The sequence below is a fragment of the Mesorhizobium shangrilense genome, from assembly GCF_040537815.1.
GTDB classification, from domain to species: domain Bacteria; phylum Pseudomonadota; class Alphaproteobacteria; order Rhizobiales; family Rhizobiaceae; genus Mesorhizobium; species Mesorhizobium shangrilense.
Map to the genome: position 1 here is coordinate 36,958 of NZ_JBEWSZ010000014.1, position 14,941 is coordinate 51,898.

The following is a 14,941-nucleotide window of genomic DNA, read 5'->3' on the forward strand; positions in this document are numbered from 1 at the left end:
TGTCTCGTCGAGAGATACAATTGTGTCTGGAGGGCCTGCGCGTCGCCTGTCGGCCCGCCGTGAGCGATCCTGCGTTCACATATTCGTAGATCGCTCGCTGAGTTAGCCGGTCCACGAACGTCGCAAGTAGCTGCTTCATAGGCCGCTGGCCATACAGAGGTATTCTTCCCCGGGTCACAGAGAGGCTGCTTGTTGGTTGGCCTGCCCCTAATCGATAGCGCAGGCACCACGGCCGCTGGCTCGCTTCATACCTCGTACATTGCCGCCTCACCACTTCGTCCAGAGCAGAAGCAATAAAAACTTAAAATAAAATTGCAGGATCTTTATGCTTAAACCTCGTTAGTAATGGTAAATTCACAGCAGAATCCGATGTCGAACACGACTAATAGGTGAATACCACCGTTCATGCCCCTGGCGTAAATTGGATTCGACGTTAACTATGAAAGTAGTAAGAAATGTATATATTTATAGAATACTACATCAATCTAACTCAATGTAAGATCAACATTCTACTGGTCGTCAAGGCGGCTCAGCGTCTTGGTCTCTATCCAATCACACTGTCAACTGATCCGGCGCTGTACGACTACCTCGCGGCAGCGGGAATCGAGGCGATCCGTTCCGATAAAGACGATGTCGATGCGCTGATCCGGGAATGTTCCCCGCCACGGGTGACCTATGACATTGCTGGGACTGTCATCAATTACTACGACGCGGTCGCCCCGGCCACGGCTCTCCCGCGTCAGGTTAAACAAAGTGCTTCGCCGTTGCCAAATCGCGACACCCAGCAAGCCAGAACTCGGCCGCTTCGCCAACGCAGTGCTTGGGGATGCAGATAGATCCACCGGTCATGAGCCTTGCAAGAGACTTCGTCGATGCTGCATCTGCCAGTGGTGCGATCGACCAAAGTGCCTCGGTCGGCCATCTCTTCGAGGCCGGCAGTCCGATGTTAGAGGGCCAGATAACAGCGACGCAATAAAGGTCACAGACTCGTCAAACTCGCGTCCCTTTGACATCGCAGACCTCCGAATTTTGCCCTGGGGCTGTATGCCACCCCACTGGCAGACAAGGGGTCGCAGCAGATCCAGTAGGAGTCGACGTGCAACGAACAGCGCCGCCCCTCGGCTCCAAGCCATTCCAGGTCACCAACCGGCAGGTCCTGGCGATCGCCATTCCCATGGCACTCGCACGCCTCACAACCCCGCTGATCGGCTTCGTCGACACTGTCGTGGTCGGCCAATTCGGGGATGCCCGATTGATTGGGGGTCTTGCGGCCGGAGGCGTAGTTTTCGATGTCGTCTTAACGAGTTTTAGTTTCCTGCTCTCCGGTACGACCGGATTCGTCGCCCAAGCTTTCGGCAGGGGCGATGCTCTGGAAGCAAGGGCAGTCCTCTGGCGGGCATTTGTCATCGCCGCGACTTCAGGCTTAGCATTGGTACTGCTCGCCCCGCTGATTGCCGTGATCGGCGAACGGTTCATGAACGCGGAACAGCCCGTGACCACCGCGATGGACCTCTACATCCGCATCCGCCTAATCTCGGCGCCTGCCTCTCTCATCAACTATGCGATTCTCGGCTACTTTCTAGGCTGCGGCAATGCAGTCCTCGGACTTATCCTGCAGCTTCTCCTCAACGGGGTGAGTACCGCGTCATCCGTCTTCCTGGGTCTTTATCTCGGGTGGGGTGTTACAGGCGTCGCCTGGGGAACTGTGTGTGGAGAGGCCGCCGCCACGATGGCCGGCATTACGATTCTCTTGGGGCGCTTCCGCGCGATACCAAAAGTGTCGCGCCAGCTCACGTTCAACATGGCGGCAATGAGGCGAATGCTTCACGTCAACGGCGACATGATGATCCATTCCTTCGTGGTGACGGGAGCATACGTCCTGTTCGCTCGGCAGGGCGCCCAATTTGGCACATTGACCTTGGCGGCCAACGCGGTGCTGATGCACTTTTTCATGGTCGCGTGTTATTTCCTCGAGGGGTTCGCCGCGGCCGCCCAGCAACTCGCCGGTCGGGCCCTTGGAGCCCGTGATCAGCGGGCGTTCTTGCGCGCCGTCAAGCTGACCGCCGGCTGGGGGTTCGCGCTTGCTGGCCTTGCCAGCCTCCTAGTCTTCACATTCGGCGAACAGTTACTGGGCGCCATAACCAAGACAGCGGACGTGCGTGCGGAGGCGGTTATCTATCTTCCTTGGGCGGCGTTCGGGAGCTTGAGCGGCGCGCTGGCCATGCACATGAATGGCATCTTCATCGGCGCCACCTGGTCGCGCGACTTACGCAACATGATGCTCATATCCTTCGCCGCCTTTATCGCCGCTTTGTTCGCGTTCGGGCCGATCTTCGGCAACCACGGACTCTGGGCTGCCCTTCACATTTTTCTGCTTGTGCGTGGCGTAAGCTTACTGTCGGTCATACGTCGCCGTGTTCGCTCTGCGTTCGTCGGATAATTGTCGATCGGATACTTAGCAATGTCGTCCAGAAGAATGATGCTGCGGACGAAATCATCAGCGCTGTTGATCAAGCAGTGCCCGTCAAACATCACCCGTCGGCGGCTGAAATTGTCGGCGATGGCTCCAGCAAGGATTGACAGGAAGAAGACCGGCAATGTGGATGCGGCCCCCCACGAGTGCAACCATCAGATCGGACGCTGAAATGGTGACCATGAGCCAACTGATGGCAACTGTTTGCACGAGCCATCCCAGGCTGGATACCTGTGTAGATAGCCAGATCGAACGAAACACCTGGTTCCGAAGAGGGCAAGCGTCGGTGGAACGGACGGATGAGGATCTTCGTTTGGACACCTCCTACGAATGCTCCAAGTTCACCCTTGGGGCCGACATATCGGTTTAAAATGATGCGCTCAATTCCGAGTTCTAAGCAGAGATCAGAGTCGGAAATATCGCATTGAGCCACAGGGTGAATGCAGTCGCTGGAGCATACGTGGGATCGAGGACAAGACAGTGATCCCCACTCCAGAAAATCCGAGACGACGACGAGGCAGTGCAGCCGTTCGCTGATACGAGCGGCCGTCGGCGCCTGACCGCGCCCCCTCCGCTGCCCGCGCTTCCGGCCTCTTCTGACAAACGCGCGTAGCTCTACGGCGAGTAAACGGCTAGGCCTCCTCAGTCGATCAGCTGTCAGCAAGCCCCTTCGAATAAAAATAGGCGCCATCTAGTTTCATATTTGGGAAATCATATTTAACAATACGTCAGTATATACTGGTCTCAAAATGGTTTAGATTACGTCGACGGTTTCGCGCTCAGGGGCGTTCCCACTTTGTCTACCTCCTAGCGAGTCATGCGAGTTCGATGCGGGTTATGCCAGGAAGGTGCTCTAGTCGGGGGGACTCCCGACGGTTTACGAAGTGGAAGTTTGGCATGCGTGGAGCTTGGAGGCAGTACCTGTCCTCAGCATCCGCGGGCGATTGAGAAGGCGGAGTGCGGCCGGTTGGGAGCGCGCGGGCCGTGGTTTGTGACCTCGGTTGCGCAGTGCGCTATATTTGGCGCGGCCCTTGAAGTCGTGCTGAATGGCGGTGCCGGCCGCAGTGGTGCGAGTCGGTCACGGAGCCCGACGCAAATTTTGGCCGAGCGCTTCGTAACGGGCAGACTCCTGCAAGCTGCGCATGGGGTCGTAATCCCGATCACAGCTGCAGGACATCGAAAGCTCCTGCGGAGCAGCGTTGCGACGATAATCCCTACCACTTACGGCAAGGATGCTAGAATCGCCGCGTCGGAATGAGGCGCGCAGTCAGGGCTCGCGAGAGTTGTCGGTTGGAAATCTTTTTGGAAAATTGGCGTTCCACGTGGAAGCTATCTTACAGCGAAGAGGTGGGAAATGATAATAGATGAAGCCACGTTGCAGGCCTTTAGATATTATCGCGACATGCTGATAAGTAAGGGTGTTAGGCCAGAAGATTTTTCGGAAACCATGACATGGCAGTCTCTAACAAAAACAATGCGGTTGTCCCATGCATTGTGGATGTGTGAAGAAATCTTAAAGCCAGAAGCGGCGCATTACTCCTTGGATAAGCGATCTCGTTGGTTGGGTTTCGTTCAAAGCATCCTCATTTGCGAGGGACTCGCAACCATCAAGAACGAGCGTAATCGAACGCGTCCTTGGCTCATTGGCAAAAAGGGGCATTCGTAGACGGCGCCATAGCCGAACAAGATGCCACAATGGGTTCATCGTCCATTCTCGTCTCTTGGAGCGTCACCATTCGTCAATAGTACAAGACCCAATGCTCCGCTGCCATTGCCAGAGGTAAAGATCAACCTATAATCTAACGCCGGTGCGAAATGGCATTCTTCACGGGCGAGTAACTACAGCCGCAGATCCCGCCTCAGGACAAAGAGTTCAAAACCTGTTCAAGTTCCAAGCGCGGCGGCCGACAGAAGGCCATTGTCGCATTGGCTCGCCGGCTGCGGTGATCATACATCGCATATGGCGCGACGGCACAGAGTTTCGTTGGACGCGACAAGACATCATGCCGAAAGCCCCCTGATCGTGCGCCCGACCATTGCAGCCGGCCGGCGCGCGCAGTGGCTGAGCCGAAACCAGGTCGGGGACGGTCGAACACGGAGATGAAACATGATCGCAGAGCGAGCGTGACAAGGATCATCCCACAAAGTTCCACCAGCCGGTGGAAAGAGCGTCTTTCGCGGGACGATGAATGAGGTGAGTTCGCGAGGGTTGCAGTACCGGTCGCATCACAACGATCAGCGCGCCGGCGAAGCGGAAAGCTCGACAAGTGCTTGACTTCAACCTGACGAATAGAGAGGCAACCCGGGCGAGCCACCTCACCGTCAGAGGCGGACATGCGGTCTTACCCCTATGTTAGAAGCCCGACAAAATTTTGCCCGTAACGGACGCGCAGAAACGGCCGCGACAGGCAAAATCTTGAAATCAAACCATTTGTTGGCGACGGTATGGCTTTTGCTCTCTCACGGGTGACGTTTACCTAGGAGCAGGGTCGTTCGATGTCTGTACCGATGATTTGCTTGAGGGCCTCACTAGCACGAGGTTCTTCGAACAGTTGCAGGCGACCGCCAAATCCGGTGTTTGCGCGTCTTTCGCCTACAATCTACGCGGCATCCTCTTCCAACTTTGGGCGGGGGCGAGCGGGGTGAGCGCCTTCGTTCCGCCCGATCCCACGTTGACCGCCGCCCTCTTGGCGCGATGGCCTTGCCGCCAACACATCGACCCGCTCTGAGGGCAAGGCAACTCCCATGATGAGCTTAGGTGTGCATTCCGAGGTCGCCCGGCGGCGAGAAGTACCGGTGCACCGGCCGGGCCCTGGCCTCCGCCGCCTCACGCCGGGGAACTGCAAAGGCCTTCTCTTCGACGACGTCCTTTGGGTGGAGCGCGCCGGACAGGAGCACGATATGTTCGTGGAGGCCCTGCGCGATTGGCGCGTGTTGGTTCACCCGTTGGACGAACTGCTTTCTGCAACGTTTGCCGTCCCGGAAGCGCGCCCTTGGCTCCTGGATCGCCGCGTTGATTCTTCCGCCGTCGGGCAAGACATGGTCGATGAATTGCGGGGCTGGCTCGGCGAGATTTCCCCTGATCAACTCGCGACCTATCTGGTCAGCGGAATTTTGGCTTCGGAAATGCCGTTCAAACCGCGCAGCCTGACGGGGCAAACGATGGAGCCGGAAGATTTCGTCCTCCCGCCATTGCCGAACCAGGTTTTCACACGTGACAGCTCCTGTTGGATCTATGGGGGCGTCTCGGTCAACGCTATGTATTGGCCCGCAAGACAGCCGGAAGCTGCGAATGTCGAGACCGTCTACCGCTTCCATCCGCGGTTTCGCGAGGCCAGCTTCACTTACCTGGTGCCCGATGGAACAGACCCCGCTTCTAGTCTCGAGGGCGGAGATGTGATGCCGATCGGCGGCGGTGTTGTGCTGATTGGAATGGGCGAACGAACCACACCGCAGGCAGTCGAGGCTCTGGCGCGCCGCTTGTTCACGACGAAGGATGTGACCCGCGTCATCGCAGCACTGATGCCGCGGAAACGCAGCTATGTGCATCTTGATACAATCTTCACCTTCTGCGACCGCGACCTCGTGACGATCTACCCGCAGGTTGTTGAGTTGCTGCAGACGTTTTCGCTGCGACCGAGCAACGCTGAGGGTGTGCTCGATGTCACCAAGGAGACTGGACCCTTCTTATCGGTAGTGGCCGAGGCGCTGGGATTGAAGGCTCTCCGCACTGTCGAGACCGGTGGTGATAGCTTCGCCGCCGAGCGGGAGCAATGGGATGCCGCCAACAATGTGATCGCCGTCGAGCCGGGCGTTGTGATTGCTTACGAACGCAACGTATACACGAACACGCTGTTGAGACGCGCCGGCGTGGAAGTGATCACCGTCGACGGTGCTGAACTCAGCCGTGGGCGTGGCGGCGGACGCTGCATGACTTGCCCATTGGTGCGCGATCCAATCTGAGCAAAGGCACCATGACATCGATCTGCAAGGCACAGCAAAGACTGTCCGCAATCTCGATGATTTCGGCCTCAATGTGGTCTCCTGTAGGTCTGCGGAAGCGGCCGTGGAACCGGCAGGCATATCCGCTCCTGCACCACAGACAACCAAACAATATAGACTCTCAGCGTCGTGACTGGCACGGCACCAGGTCGGTGACATGCGACACTCCCCTGTTCGACAGCGTCGGCTTCGAAACCGAGGACTTTTCGGCGCCACGCTAGTACCAGAGCAGCTTTCCGGAAAGGATGTTGCCAGCGCCTCCACATGATCGATGACCTACATGAGCGGCCCCGCGGCATGCTCCAACGCGCTCACTAACCCGATCGGAGTCTTTCCCGTGGTGGCACGTTCAGAATTCTCCACTCAGGTACCTTCCGCGGTGGTTATGGTCCGCCCCTATCATTTCACGGTCAACAATGAGACTGCGGCCGACAACCGCTTTCAAATATCCAATGATGATGCTGGTGATCTGTCGCCGCTCGCCTATGCGGAGATCACTCGCGCCGCTGCGCTGCTCCAAGAGCAGGGTATAACGGTGCATTTGTTCGAAGGCGAGGACAGCGACGTTCCGGATTCAGTGTTTCCGAACAACTGGTTTTCAACCCACGCTGGCGGTTACGTGGCGATCTACCCGATGAAGGGGGACGATCTCGTATTCCACGATGTCAGGTTTCCGCTGGCAGCGGGGGTAGCGCAGAAGGACATTGCCTTGCAGGTGAACGCCATTCCCGGCATGTCGCAGGAAAACGCAAAATTCTGGAACTGGCTGGAAGAGAAACCCGTGGGCAAGGGCAGACAAGGCGGCGCGCTTTCTCTCGATATCACGATGGATAACGGTTCGCGCGTGCTGGGAAATGTCGAGATGAAGGGACGCTTCCTGCACGTGGCGACTAATTCAGCAGAGCGCGCGCAGAAGGGAGCAGCCCTGATCCGGCAAGCTCTGGGTGATCTCGTCCGAACGCCCCTCACCGAAATCCGCACCGTCGAGCAAATGATGGCTGATCCTCCTGCCCGCATTCAGGCAGGCGCCACATCCGATATCCCGGCCGAAGTCGCCGAGCAGGTCGTCCATCAGTTCCTGGACCGCCAATATCGTGACACCCTTGACCAGCCGGTCGGCATGCTCGGCAACAAGACGCCACGTCAGGCTGCGACATCAGCAGCCGGCCGCCAAAAAGTCGCCGAGTGGCTCAAATATCTCGAAAACCAGTCCTCAAGGCAACCCGATCGGGCCAACCCGATGGCCACATATAGTTTCGAATGGATGTGGCACGAACTTGGCGTCTTCGACCTTCGCCAGTAACTGCTACTGTATCTTGGTCCTAAATAATGTACTGAGGCCCATGCGTAGTCAAAGACAAGCATAAGCAGTTCCGCCGACCAAAATGAGCTTCGGCCGTTCCCGCTTAGCCGTCTTTTTGTGCAGCCATAGGGGGACGCACTGATAATCAGTCCCGGAAAAGTTGATGGCCCAACTGTGAGTCAGATGGTCCCCTTCCGGAATGGGCAAGCCCATGACTTTGTCACCGGGGCTCAAAAGCGCGCGATAGACAGCCTGATTGGCGGGCGAGCCTGAAAACCGTGAGGACTCTCACTTCTATGCGGTCGGGCAGACAAAGCCGCCCGACCAATTGCACAGCACCGGCATCAGGTCCTCAATAGACGAGGTACTGACGGTCTCGGGTTGCCTCAAACAATCAGGCAGCCTTGCGTTCCTTCAAAGCCTTCTCAAAGGCATCCCTGATCGGCTTGGACATGTCCTCGCTAGCCCTCATCATCACAACCTGGAGCCCCTTTGCCTGCTCGGCGGACTTTTCGACCTGTTTGCGCAGGAAAGCGGTCTGCAGTTCGATGAACTCGGACGGCGACTTCACGGCAACCAGTGCTTCAAGGTGCGTGAATCCGGCTTCGGCATTGGTTCGCAGAGCGTCAAGCATCTTCAAGGACACCTCGTTGCCGGTGGTCTTCGCCGTTTCAAAGGTCGACTGAAAAGCCCTTTGTGTCGTTTCGGCGTCCGAACTCAATTTGGAAAATGCCTGCTTCGACTGCTCAAGGCCCTGGTCGACAACAGCGTGAACTTGCTCGGTAGCCTTGGATGGGTCGAAGGCAGGGAATTCGACGTTCTCGATCGTTTCGGTCTTGCCGGGGATCTTGGACATTTTTCCATCCTTTTCCAGGGGGCGGCTTCAAAACAAAGCCGTGGCCTTCATGTACGAAACCGTCGCAACGGATTTATGAAGCCCACATGAATTTGCGTGAGCGGGCTGCGCCCGGCGTTGCGCAAATAGGGGTCGCGAGTGAAGCCTGCCGGCAGGCTCAGGGCTTTCGAACGGACATAGCTGCCGATGCGCAGAATTCGCGCCTGCTCATATGAGGAAAATGTTTCCTCAAGACGCCACTTTTAGCCGAAAACTTGCTTCAGTGCACCGAAAAAGGCAACATTGAATGCATCTAAATTCTATCAATTCGGTAGAGTTCGCCTCAGTTCAACGGAGGCGGGAATGACCAAACCTTATTTCAAGAAACTGCTCGGCGCGCTGGTCGCCACATCTGTCCAGTTCGGCACGCTCGGTTTCGCGTTTGCCGACACCACAATCCTCAATGTGTCCTACGATCCGACACGCGAGCTCTACAAGGCCTATGACGAAGCCTTCGTCGCGCATTGGAAGGCCGAGACCGGCGAAACGGTCACCATCCAGCAGTCGCATGGCGGATCGGGCGCACAGGCCCGCGCCGTCATCGACGGCCTCGACGCCGATGTGGTGACGCTGGCGCTCGAAGGCGACATCAACGCCATCGTCTCGAAGTCGAAGAAGATCAATCCCGACTGGCGCACCAAATTCGAAAACAAGTCGGCGCCCTACACCTCGACGATCATCTTCCTGGTCCGCAAGGGCAATCCCAAGGGCATCCACGACTGGAACGACCTGGTCAAGGACGGCACCCAGGTGATCACGCCCAACCCCAAGACCTCCGGCGGCGCGCGCTGGAACTACCTTGCCGCCTGGGCCTACGCCAACGCCAATGATGGCGGCGACGAGGTCAAGACCAAGGAATTCGTCGGCAAGCTCTACGCCAACGCCCCGGTTCTCGACACCGGCGCGCGCGGCTCGACCGTGACCTTCGCGCAAAAGGGCATCGGCGACGTGCTGATCGCCTGGGAAAACGATGCCTATCTGGCGCTGAACGAATTCGGCGCCGACAATTTCGAGATCGTCTATCCCCCGACATCGATCCTGGCCGAGCCGCCGGTGGCGATCGTCGACGCCAATGTCGATGCCAAGGGCACGCGCAAGGTGGCCGAAGCCTATCTTGGCTGGCTCTATTCCAAGGAAGGCCAGACGATCATCGCCAAGAACCACTATCGCCCGGCCAAGCCCGAACTCGTGGCGCCGGCGGATCTGCCCAAGACACCTGCGATCAAGCTGATCTCCATCGACGATCCGCTTTTCGGCGGCTGGAAGAAGGCTCAGCCTTATCATTTCGGCGATGGTGGTATATTCGACCAGATCTACAAGCCGGCCAAGTGAGGCGCGCCGCTGCAAGGCGGCGGCATCACCGACGGCAATCTGGTCTGAATTAAGAGGGGCGAACCAGAATTCCATGACCACAGCTCCCGCCCAGGCGGGGTGGCGGTTTAGACAGCCGAGTGTCATTCCGGGCTTCGGACTGACGCTCGGCTTCTCGCTTGCCTACCTCACCCTCATCATCCTCATTCCGCTATCCGGGCTGGTCTGGCGCTCGGCCGCCCTTGGCTGGCCTGAATTCTGGGCCATCGCAACCGACCGTCGCACCCTCAATGCACTCGAAATCAGCTTCGGCACCGCCTTCATCGCGGCCGCCGTCAACGTCGTCTTCGGCACGCTGGTCGCCTGGGTGCTGGTGCGCTACCGCTTTCCCGGCCGCCGCATCGTCGATGCCATGGTCGACCTGCCCTTCGCGCTGCCGACGGCGGTGGCCGGCATCGCGCTGACCACGCTCTACGCGCCGAACGGCTGGATCGGCAAATTGCTGATGCCGCTCGGCATCAAGGTTGCCTATACGCCGCTCGGCATCGTCATCGCGCTGATTTTCATCGGCCTGCCTTTCGTCGTGCGTACCGTGCAGCCGATCATGGAAGAGATCGACAAGGAAGTCGAGGAAGCCGCCGCCACGCTTGGCGCCAACCGCTTCCAGATCATCACCCGCATCCTGTTTCCAGGGCTGGCGCCAGCCATCGTCACAGGCTTTTCGCTGGCCTTCGCACGCGGCGTTGGCGAATACGGCTCGGTCATCTTCATCGCCGGCAACCTGCCCTACAAATCCGAGATCGCACCGCTGCTGATCGTCATTCGGCTCGAGGAATACAATTATCCGGCGGCGACCGCGATCGCGGCGATCATGCTGGCGCTCTCCTTCCTGATGCTGCTGGTCGTCAACCTGGCGCAGTCATGGAGCCGCAAGCGCTATGGCTGACCCCGAAATCAAGTCCTATGAACCGCATCACGAAAGCCTGTCGGCGGCTGTCACCGAAAGCCAGCCGGTGCGTATTGTGGCGATGGCCGTGGCCTTCACCTTTCTCGCCGTCTGTTTGCTCCTGCCGCTGATCGTCGTCTTTCACGAGGCGCTGGCAAAAGGGGTCGGCGCCTACACGCAATCGCTGAGCGATCCCGACACCCGCTCGGCGATCCGGCTGACGCTGCTTGTGGCGGCCATCTCGGTGCCGCTCAACGTCGTCTTCGGCATCTCCGCCGCCTGGGCCATCGCCAAGTTCGAATTCAAGGGCAAGGCCTTCCTGACCACGCTGATCGACCTGCCCTTCTCGGTTTCGCCGGTCATATCAGGCCTGGTCTATGTGCTTCTGTTCGGCGCTCAAGGGTTGCTCGGCTCCTGGCTGAAGGCGCATGGTATCGTCATCCTGTTTGCCGTGCCGGGCATCGTTCTGGCCACCGTCTTCGTCACCTTCCCCTTCGTTGCCCGCGAGCTGATCCCGCTGATGCAGGAACAGGGCAATGGCGACGAGGAGGCAGCACTTTCGCTCGGCGCCAATGGCTGGCAGACCTTCTGGTATGTGACGCTGCCCAACATCAAATGGGGGCTGCTCTATGGCGTGCTCTTGTGCAATGCCCGCGCCATGGGGGAGTTCGGCGCGGTGTCGGTGGTGTCGGGCCACATACGCGGCCTGACCAACACCATGCCGTTGCATGTCGAAATCCTCTACAACGAATACAATGCGGTCGGCGCCTTCGCCGTCGCCTCATTGCTTGCGGGCTTGGCGCTCGTCACGCTGGTCTTGAAAACACTGCTCGAGATGCGCTACGGCGCCGAACTCGCCGCTACGCGCGGGCATTAGTGCATGTCGCCCCAAAGAGGGAACCGGGTTTGGGATAACGACATGCATCCACTACAAAGGGACTGTTGATGGAAGTTCGCGTTGCCAACGTGCGCAAGGAGTTCGAGCGGTTTCCAGCGCTCCACGACGTGTCGCTCGACATCAAATCGGGCGAGCTGATCGCCCTGCTAGGCCCGTCCGGCTCTGGCAAGACGACGCTGCTGAGGCTGATCGCCGGGCTGGAGCGGCCGACGCGGGGAAAGATCTTCTTCGGTGACGAGGACGCCTCGCAGAAGTCGATCCAGGAGCGCAATGTCGGCTTCGTCTTCCAGCATTACGCTCTGTTCCGGCACATGACGGTCGCCGACAATATCGGCTTCGGCCTCAAGGTCCGGCATGGGCTGTCGCGGCCGCCAGCGCAGGAAATCCGCCGCCGCGCTTCCGAGCTTCTCGACCTCGTCCAGCTTTCGGGGCTGGAGAAGCGCTACCCCGCACAGCTTTCCGGCGGCCAGCGCCAGCGCGTCGCGCTCGCCCGCGCCATGGCGATCGAACCCAAGGTGCTGCTGCTCGACGAGCCGTTCGGCGCGCTCGATGCGCAGGTGCGCCGGGAACTTCGCCGCTGGCTGCGCGAGATCCATGACCGCACCGGTCACACCACCGTCTTCGTCACCCACGACCAGGAAGAGGCGCTGGAGCTTGCCGACCGCGTCGTGGTGATGAGCCAGGGCCGCATCGAGCAGGTCGGCTCCGCCGACGAGATCTACGACACGCCGAACTCGCCCTTTGTCTACAGCTTCATCGGTGAATCGAGCTCGCTCCCGGTCAAGGTCGAGGACGGACAATTGTGGATCGCCGACCGCACGATCGGCGTGTCCGCGCCGCAAGGGGCGCCTTCTGGCGAAGCGCTGCTCTACTTCCGCCCGCACGATGTCGAACTGCTCGACGGCTGCGGCGGCTGCATTGCCGGCACCGTCGCCGCCAGCCGCCGCGTCGCCGGCACCAGGCGGGTGGAGCTCGAGATCGGCGGCGAGCGCCAGCGGGTCGAGATCGAACTGCCGGTCGACCATCCGGCGGCGCAGAAGAGCCGCGTGGCGTTCCGGCCGCGTCGCTGGAAACTTTTTCCGGCATCCTGAGGACGATTGCCGGTCGCTCGTCGGCGACGCCGCCCGAATTGAATCTGCTCGAAAGAAAATCCTATCAAGCATTTGTTTCGGCAATTCTTCTTCCGGGCAAGGCCTGATAGGGCCGCCTCGCATGTCTCGTCGCGACCCGGCTTCCCATATTATCGTGCGCTCTCTCGTTGCGCGGTTTGCCGATCGTTCGGAACGGCCAGCGACCTCATTTTTCCAGCTAAGCGTGTCCGACGTCGTAAAGACCGAAAGAGCTGCCATTTCCTTTTTTAGGGGTTCGCTGAAAAGTCTTCAGCCTAAACGTGATTATTGTGGTCCAGCTGTCGTTTCTTCCAACGCCATTGCCCGGTAGAGTGACAGCACTTCGCCGCGTGCGCGGCAGCGAAGGGGAGGGGCCGCGAAACGGCTCCGATCAACCAAGCGGTGAAAGTCGCGCCAACGTATCCTCCCGCCTGTTGCCACGAAGCAGCTTCAGGCAATGCTGCTTCAAGCGCAAGAACTCGCCGGACAGGGTTATGTCAGCGGTCCTCGGCCTATCGAAACCCACTTTGATTTCCTGTTGGATGCGACCTGGCTGAGCCTGCATGACGATAATTCGATCCGAAAGCAGCAAGGCTTCGTCGATATCATGCGTGACGAAGACGATCGTCGTTCTGAACTGCTCCCAAACCTCGAGCAGCAGTTCCTGCATTCTCAGTCGTGTAAGCGCGTCCAGCGCTCCGAAGGGTTCGTCCATTAACAGTAAGGTGGGTTGATTAATGAGGACGCGGGCGATCTCGACGCGCTGCTGCATGCCACCGGAAAGCTGGCCGGGATAGCGGTCGGCAAATCCGTTGAGACCGACAAGATCGAGTATGCTGTCGGCTTCGCGCCTGCGTTCGGCGCGCCCGACGCCACGCATCTTGGGTCCGAACGCGACGTTGTCACGCGCGTTCTTCCATGGAAAAAGCGTGTGATGCTGGAAGACGATGCCTCGCTCCGGGTGAGGGCCTTTCACCGGCATGCTGTCCAGGGTGAGCCTGCCAGAGAGCGGCGAGATATGTCCGGCCAAGGCGCCGAGCAGGGTCGACTTTCCGCAGCCGGACGGTCCCAAGAGACACACGAACTCGCCCGGCAGGATTTCGAAACTCATATCGGTAACGGCGTCGATCGCAGTGCTGCCGCAGCCAAGCCTTATGGAGACGTGCTCAGCCTCGACGCGGCCTATTGTTGCGCGAAGATTGCGCGCCTGGACATTCATGATCTGCCTTTCTTGCTGTGCCACGGGAGGAGTGCGGCTCCCGCGGTCTTCAGCAGAGCACTGCTCGCCGTGCCGAGCAGTCCTATGACGATCATGCCGACGATGATCTCGGGATAGTTCTGCAGCGTGTAGGATTCCCAGGTGTAGTAGCCGATGCCGAACTGGCCGGAGATCATTTCGGCGGTGATCAGACAGAACCAGGACGTGCCCATCCCGATCACCAGCCCAGTGACGATGCTCGGCGCGGCACCAGGGATGATCACCTCCAGGAGCATGGCCGAGCGGGTGCTGCCCAGGCTGCGCGCGGATGCGATCAGCCGCGGATCGACCGTCTCGACGCCATGGACGGTGTTGATGAGGATAGGAAAGAGAGCTCCCGTGAAAGTAATGAAGATCATTGAAAGCTCCGAGGATGGGAACATCAGCACCGCGAGCGGGATCCAAGCCACAGCCGGGATCGGACGCAACAGCTCGAGAGGGGTCAGAAGGAAGTCCCTGGCGAAGCGCAGTCTGCCGATCATGAGGCCAAGCGAGACGCCCACCACAGCCGCTGCCCCGTAGCCTGCAAAGACCCGCCCGAGGCTGCTGAAGACATCGGCAAAGAGGCGGGGCGAACGAAAGAACTCGAGTGCCGCCGAGGTGACATCGCCCGGCGAAGGCACGTTTGCGAAAGTCAGGATGCCGAAGTCCAATTTCAGGGTGGACGCCATCTGCCAAACGAAAAGGCAGACGGCGAGGGAAACAGCCCGGCGCAGCCAGCGTCCGATTTGGGAGCCGGTCATCGG

General features: G+C 59.2%; 11 protein-coding genes and 4 pseudogenes. 9 read left to right on the forward strand and 6 right to left on the reverse strand.

Going from position 1 to position 14,941, the window contains the following annotated elements:
* Positions 1–455: 455 nt before the first annotated feature.
* Positions 456–836: a hypothetical protein gene (locus ABVQ20_RS40650; protein ID WP_435528508.1), complete on the forward strand. Its 381-nt coding sequence runs from the start codon at positions 456–458 to the stop codon at positions 834–836.
* A gap of 260 nt (positions 837–1,096) precedes the next feature.
* Positions 1,097–2,440, forward strand: a complete 1,344-nt coding sequence (locus ABVQ20_RS38770; RefSeq protein ID WP_354465068.1) for an MATE family efflux transporter — start codon at positions 1,097–1,099, stop codon at positions 2,438–2,440.
* Here the strand turns inward: ABVQ20_RS38770 and ABVQ20_RS38775 are convergent.
* Together ABVQ20_RS38775 and ABVQ20_RS40655 are read right to left on the reverse strand one after the other, a co-directional pair.
* Positions 2,362–2,794 (reverse strand): annotated as a pseudogene (locus tag ABVQ20_RS38775) (MFS transporter). The gene ABVQ20_RS38770 and the pseudogene ABVQ20_RS38775 overlap by 79 nt on opposite strands.
* 16 nt (positions 2,795–2,810) lie before the next feature.
* A pseudogene (locus ABVQ20_RS40655) lies at positions 2,811–2,906 on the reverse strand (recombinase family protein); the annotation flags it as partial.
* A 1,457-nt stretch (positions 2,907–4,363) separates the two neighbouring features.
* On the opposite strand from ABVQ20_RS40655, the pseudogene ABVQ20_RS40660 reads away from it, so the two are divergent.
* The 3 genes and pseudogenes from ABVQ20_RS40660 to ABVQ20_RS38785 all read left to right on the forward strand — a co-directional run.
* Positions 4,364–4,494 (forward strand): annotated as a pseudogene (locus tag ABVQ20_RS40660) (IS110 family RNA-guided transposase); the annotation flags it as partial.
* 724 nt (positions 4,495–5,218) lie between these two features.
* Positions 5,219–6,436: an arginine deiminase gene (locus ABVQ20_RS38780; RefSeq protein WP_354465069.1), complete on the forward strand. Its 1,218-nt coding sequence runs from the start codon at positions 5,219–5,221 to the stop codon at positions 6,434–6,436.
* A gap of 424 nt (positions 6,437–6,860) precedes the next feature.
* A complete protein-coding gene (locus ABVQ20_RS38785) occupies positions 6,861–7,778 on the forward strand; it encodes an arginine deiminase-related protein (protein WP_354465095.1) in 918 nt (305 codons plus the stop codon).
* Positions 7,779–7,838: 60 nt separating this feature from the next.
* Here the strand turns inward: ABVQ20_RS38785 and glyA are convergent.
* Together glyA and ABVQ20_RS38795 are read right to left on the reverse strand one after the other, a co-directional pair.
* Positions 7,839–8,054 (reverse strand): annotated as a pseudogene (gene glyA / locus ABVQ20_RS38790) (serine hydroxymethyltransferase); the annotation flags it as partial.
* A 118-nt stretch (positions 8,055–8,172) separates the two neighbouring features.
* Positions 8,173–8,634, reverse strand: coding sequence for a phasin (locus ABVQ20_RS38795; protein ID WP_354465070.1), 462 nt, complete (start codon positions 8,632–8,634; stop codon positions 8,173–8,175).
* Between the two features lie 342 nt (positions 8,635–8,976).
* On the opposite strand from ABVQ20_RS38795, the gene ABVQ20_RS38800 reads away from it, so the two are divergent.
* The 4 genes from ABVQ20_RS38800 to ABVQ20_RS38815 all read left to right on the forward strand — a co-directional run bounded on the left by ABVQ20_RS38800 (position 8,977) and on the right by ABVQ20_RS38815 (position 12,919).
* Positions 8,977–10,005, forward strand: a complete 1,029-nt coding sequence (locus tag ABVQ20_RS38800) for a sulfate ABC transporter substrate-binding protein (protein ID WP_354465071.1) — start codon at positions 8,977–8,979, stop codon at positions 10,003–10,005.
* A 73-nt stretch (positions 10,006–10,078) separates the two neighbouring features.
* Positions 10,079–10,930 carry a sulfate ABC transporter permease subunit CysT gene (cysT, locus tag ABVQ20_RS38805; RefSeq protein WP_354465072.1) on the forward strand — a complete coding sequence of 284 codons (852 nt, stop codon included), beginning with the start codon at positions 10,079–10,081 and terminating at the stop codon, positions 10,928–10,930.
* Complete coding sequence (cysW, locus tag ABVQ20_RS38810) at positions 10,923–11,807, forward strand: sulfate ABC transporter permease subunit CysW (RefSeq protein WP_354465073.1); 885 nt, start codon at positions 10,923–10,925, stop codon at positions 11,805–11,807. The genes cysT and cysW overlap by 8 nt, the downstream gene beginning before the upstream one ends.
* Positions 11,808–11,875: 68 nt before the next feature.
* Positions 11,876–12,919 carry a sulfate/molybdate ABC transporter ATP-binding protein gene (locus ABVQ20_RS38815; protein ID WP_354465074.1) on the forward strand — a complete coding sequence of 348 codons (1,044 nt, stop codon included), beginning with the start codon at positions 11,876–11,878 and terminating at the stop codon, positions 12,917–12,919.
* A 409-nt stretch (positions 12,920–13,328) separates the two neighbouring features.
* On the opposite strand, the gene ABVQ20_RS38820 is transcribed toward ABVQ20_RS38815, so the two are convergent.
* Together ABVQ20_RS38820 and ABVQ20_RS38825 are read right to left on the reverse strand one after the other, a co-directional pair.
* Positions 13,329–14,156: an ABC transporter ATP-binding protein gene (locus ABVQ20_RS38820; protein WP_354465075.1), complete on the reverse strand. Its 828-nt coding sequence runs from the start codon at positions 14,154–14,156 to the stop codon at positions 13,329–13,331.
* Entirely contained in the window at positions 14,153–14,938 is a 786-nt protein-coding gene (locus tag ABVQ20_RS38825) for an ABC transporter permease (protein WP_354465076.1), read from the reverse strand. The genes ABVQ20_RS38820 and ABVQ20_RS38825 overlap by 4 nt, the downstream gene beginning before the upstream one ends.
* Positions 14,939–14,941: the final 3 nt, after the last annotated feature.

What these genes read in the sequence shown, in the direction of transcription:
- ABVQ20_RS40650 (WP_435528508.1), top strand. Translation starts at nt 456, where the DNA reads ATGTATATATTTATAGAATACTACATCAATCTAACTCAATGTAAGATC.
- ABVQ20_RS38780 (WP_354465069.1), top strand. Translation starts at nt 5,219, where the DNA reads ATGATGAGCTTAGGTGTGCATTCCGAGGTCGCCCGGCGGCGAGAAGTA.
- ABVQ20_RS38785 (WP_354465095.1), top strand. Translation starts at nt 6,861, where the DNA reads ATGGTCCGCCCCTATCATTTCACGGTCAACAATGAGACTGCGGCCGAC.
- ABVQ20_RS38795 (WP_354465070.1), bottom strand. Translation starts at nt 8,634, where the DNA reads ATGTCCAAGATCCCCGGCAAGACCGAAACGATCGAGAACGTCGAATTC.
- ABVQ20_RS38800 (WP_354465071.1), top strand. Translation starts at nt 8,977, where the DNA reads ATGACCAAACCTTATTTCAAGAAACTGCTCGGCGCGCTGGTCGCCACA.
- cysT (WP_354465072.1), top strand. Translation starts at nt 10,079, where the DNA reads ATGACCACAGCTCCCGCCCAGGCGGGGTGGCGGTTTAGACAGCCGAGT.
- cysW (WP_354465073.1), top strand. Translation starts at nt 10,923, where the DNA reads ATGGCTGACCCCGAAATCAAGTCCTATGAACCGCATCACGAAAGCCTG.
- ABVQ20_RS38815 (WP_354465074.1), top strand. Translation starts at nt 11,876, where the DNA reads ATGGAAGTTCGCGTTGCCAACGTGCGCAAGGAGTTCGAGCGGTTTCCA.
- ABVQ20_RS38820 (WP_354465075.1), bottom strand. Translation starts at nt 14,156, where the DNA reads ATGAATGTCCAGGCGCGCAATCTTCGCGCAACAATAGGCCGCGTCGAG.
- ABVQ20_RS38825 (WP_354465076.1), bottom strand. Translation starts at nt 14,938, where the DNA reads ATGACCGGCTCCCAAATCGGACGCTGGCTGCGCCGGGCTGTTTCCCTC.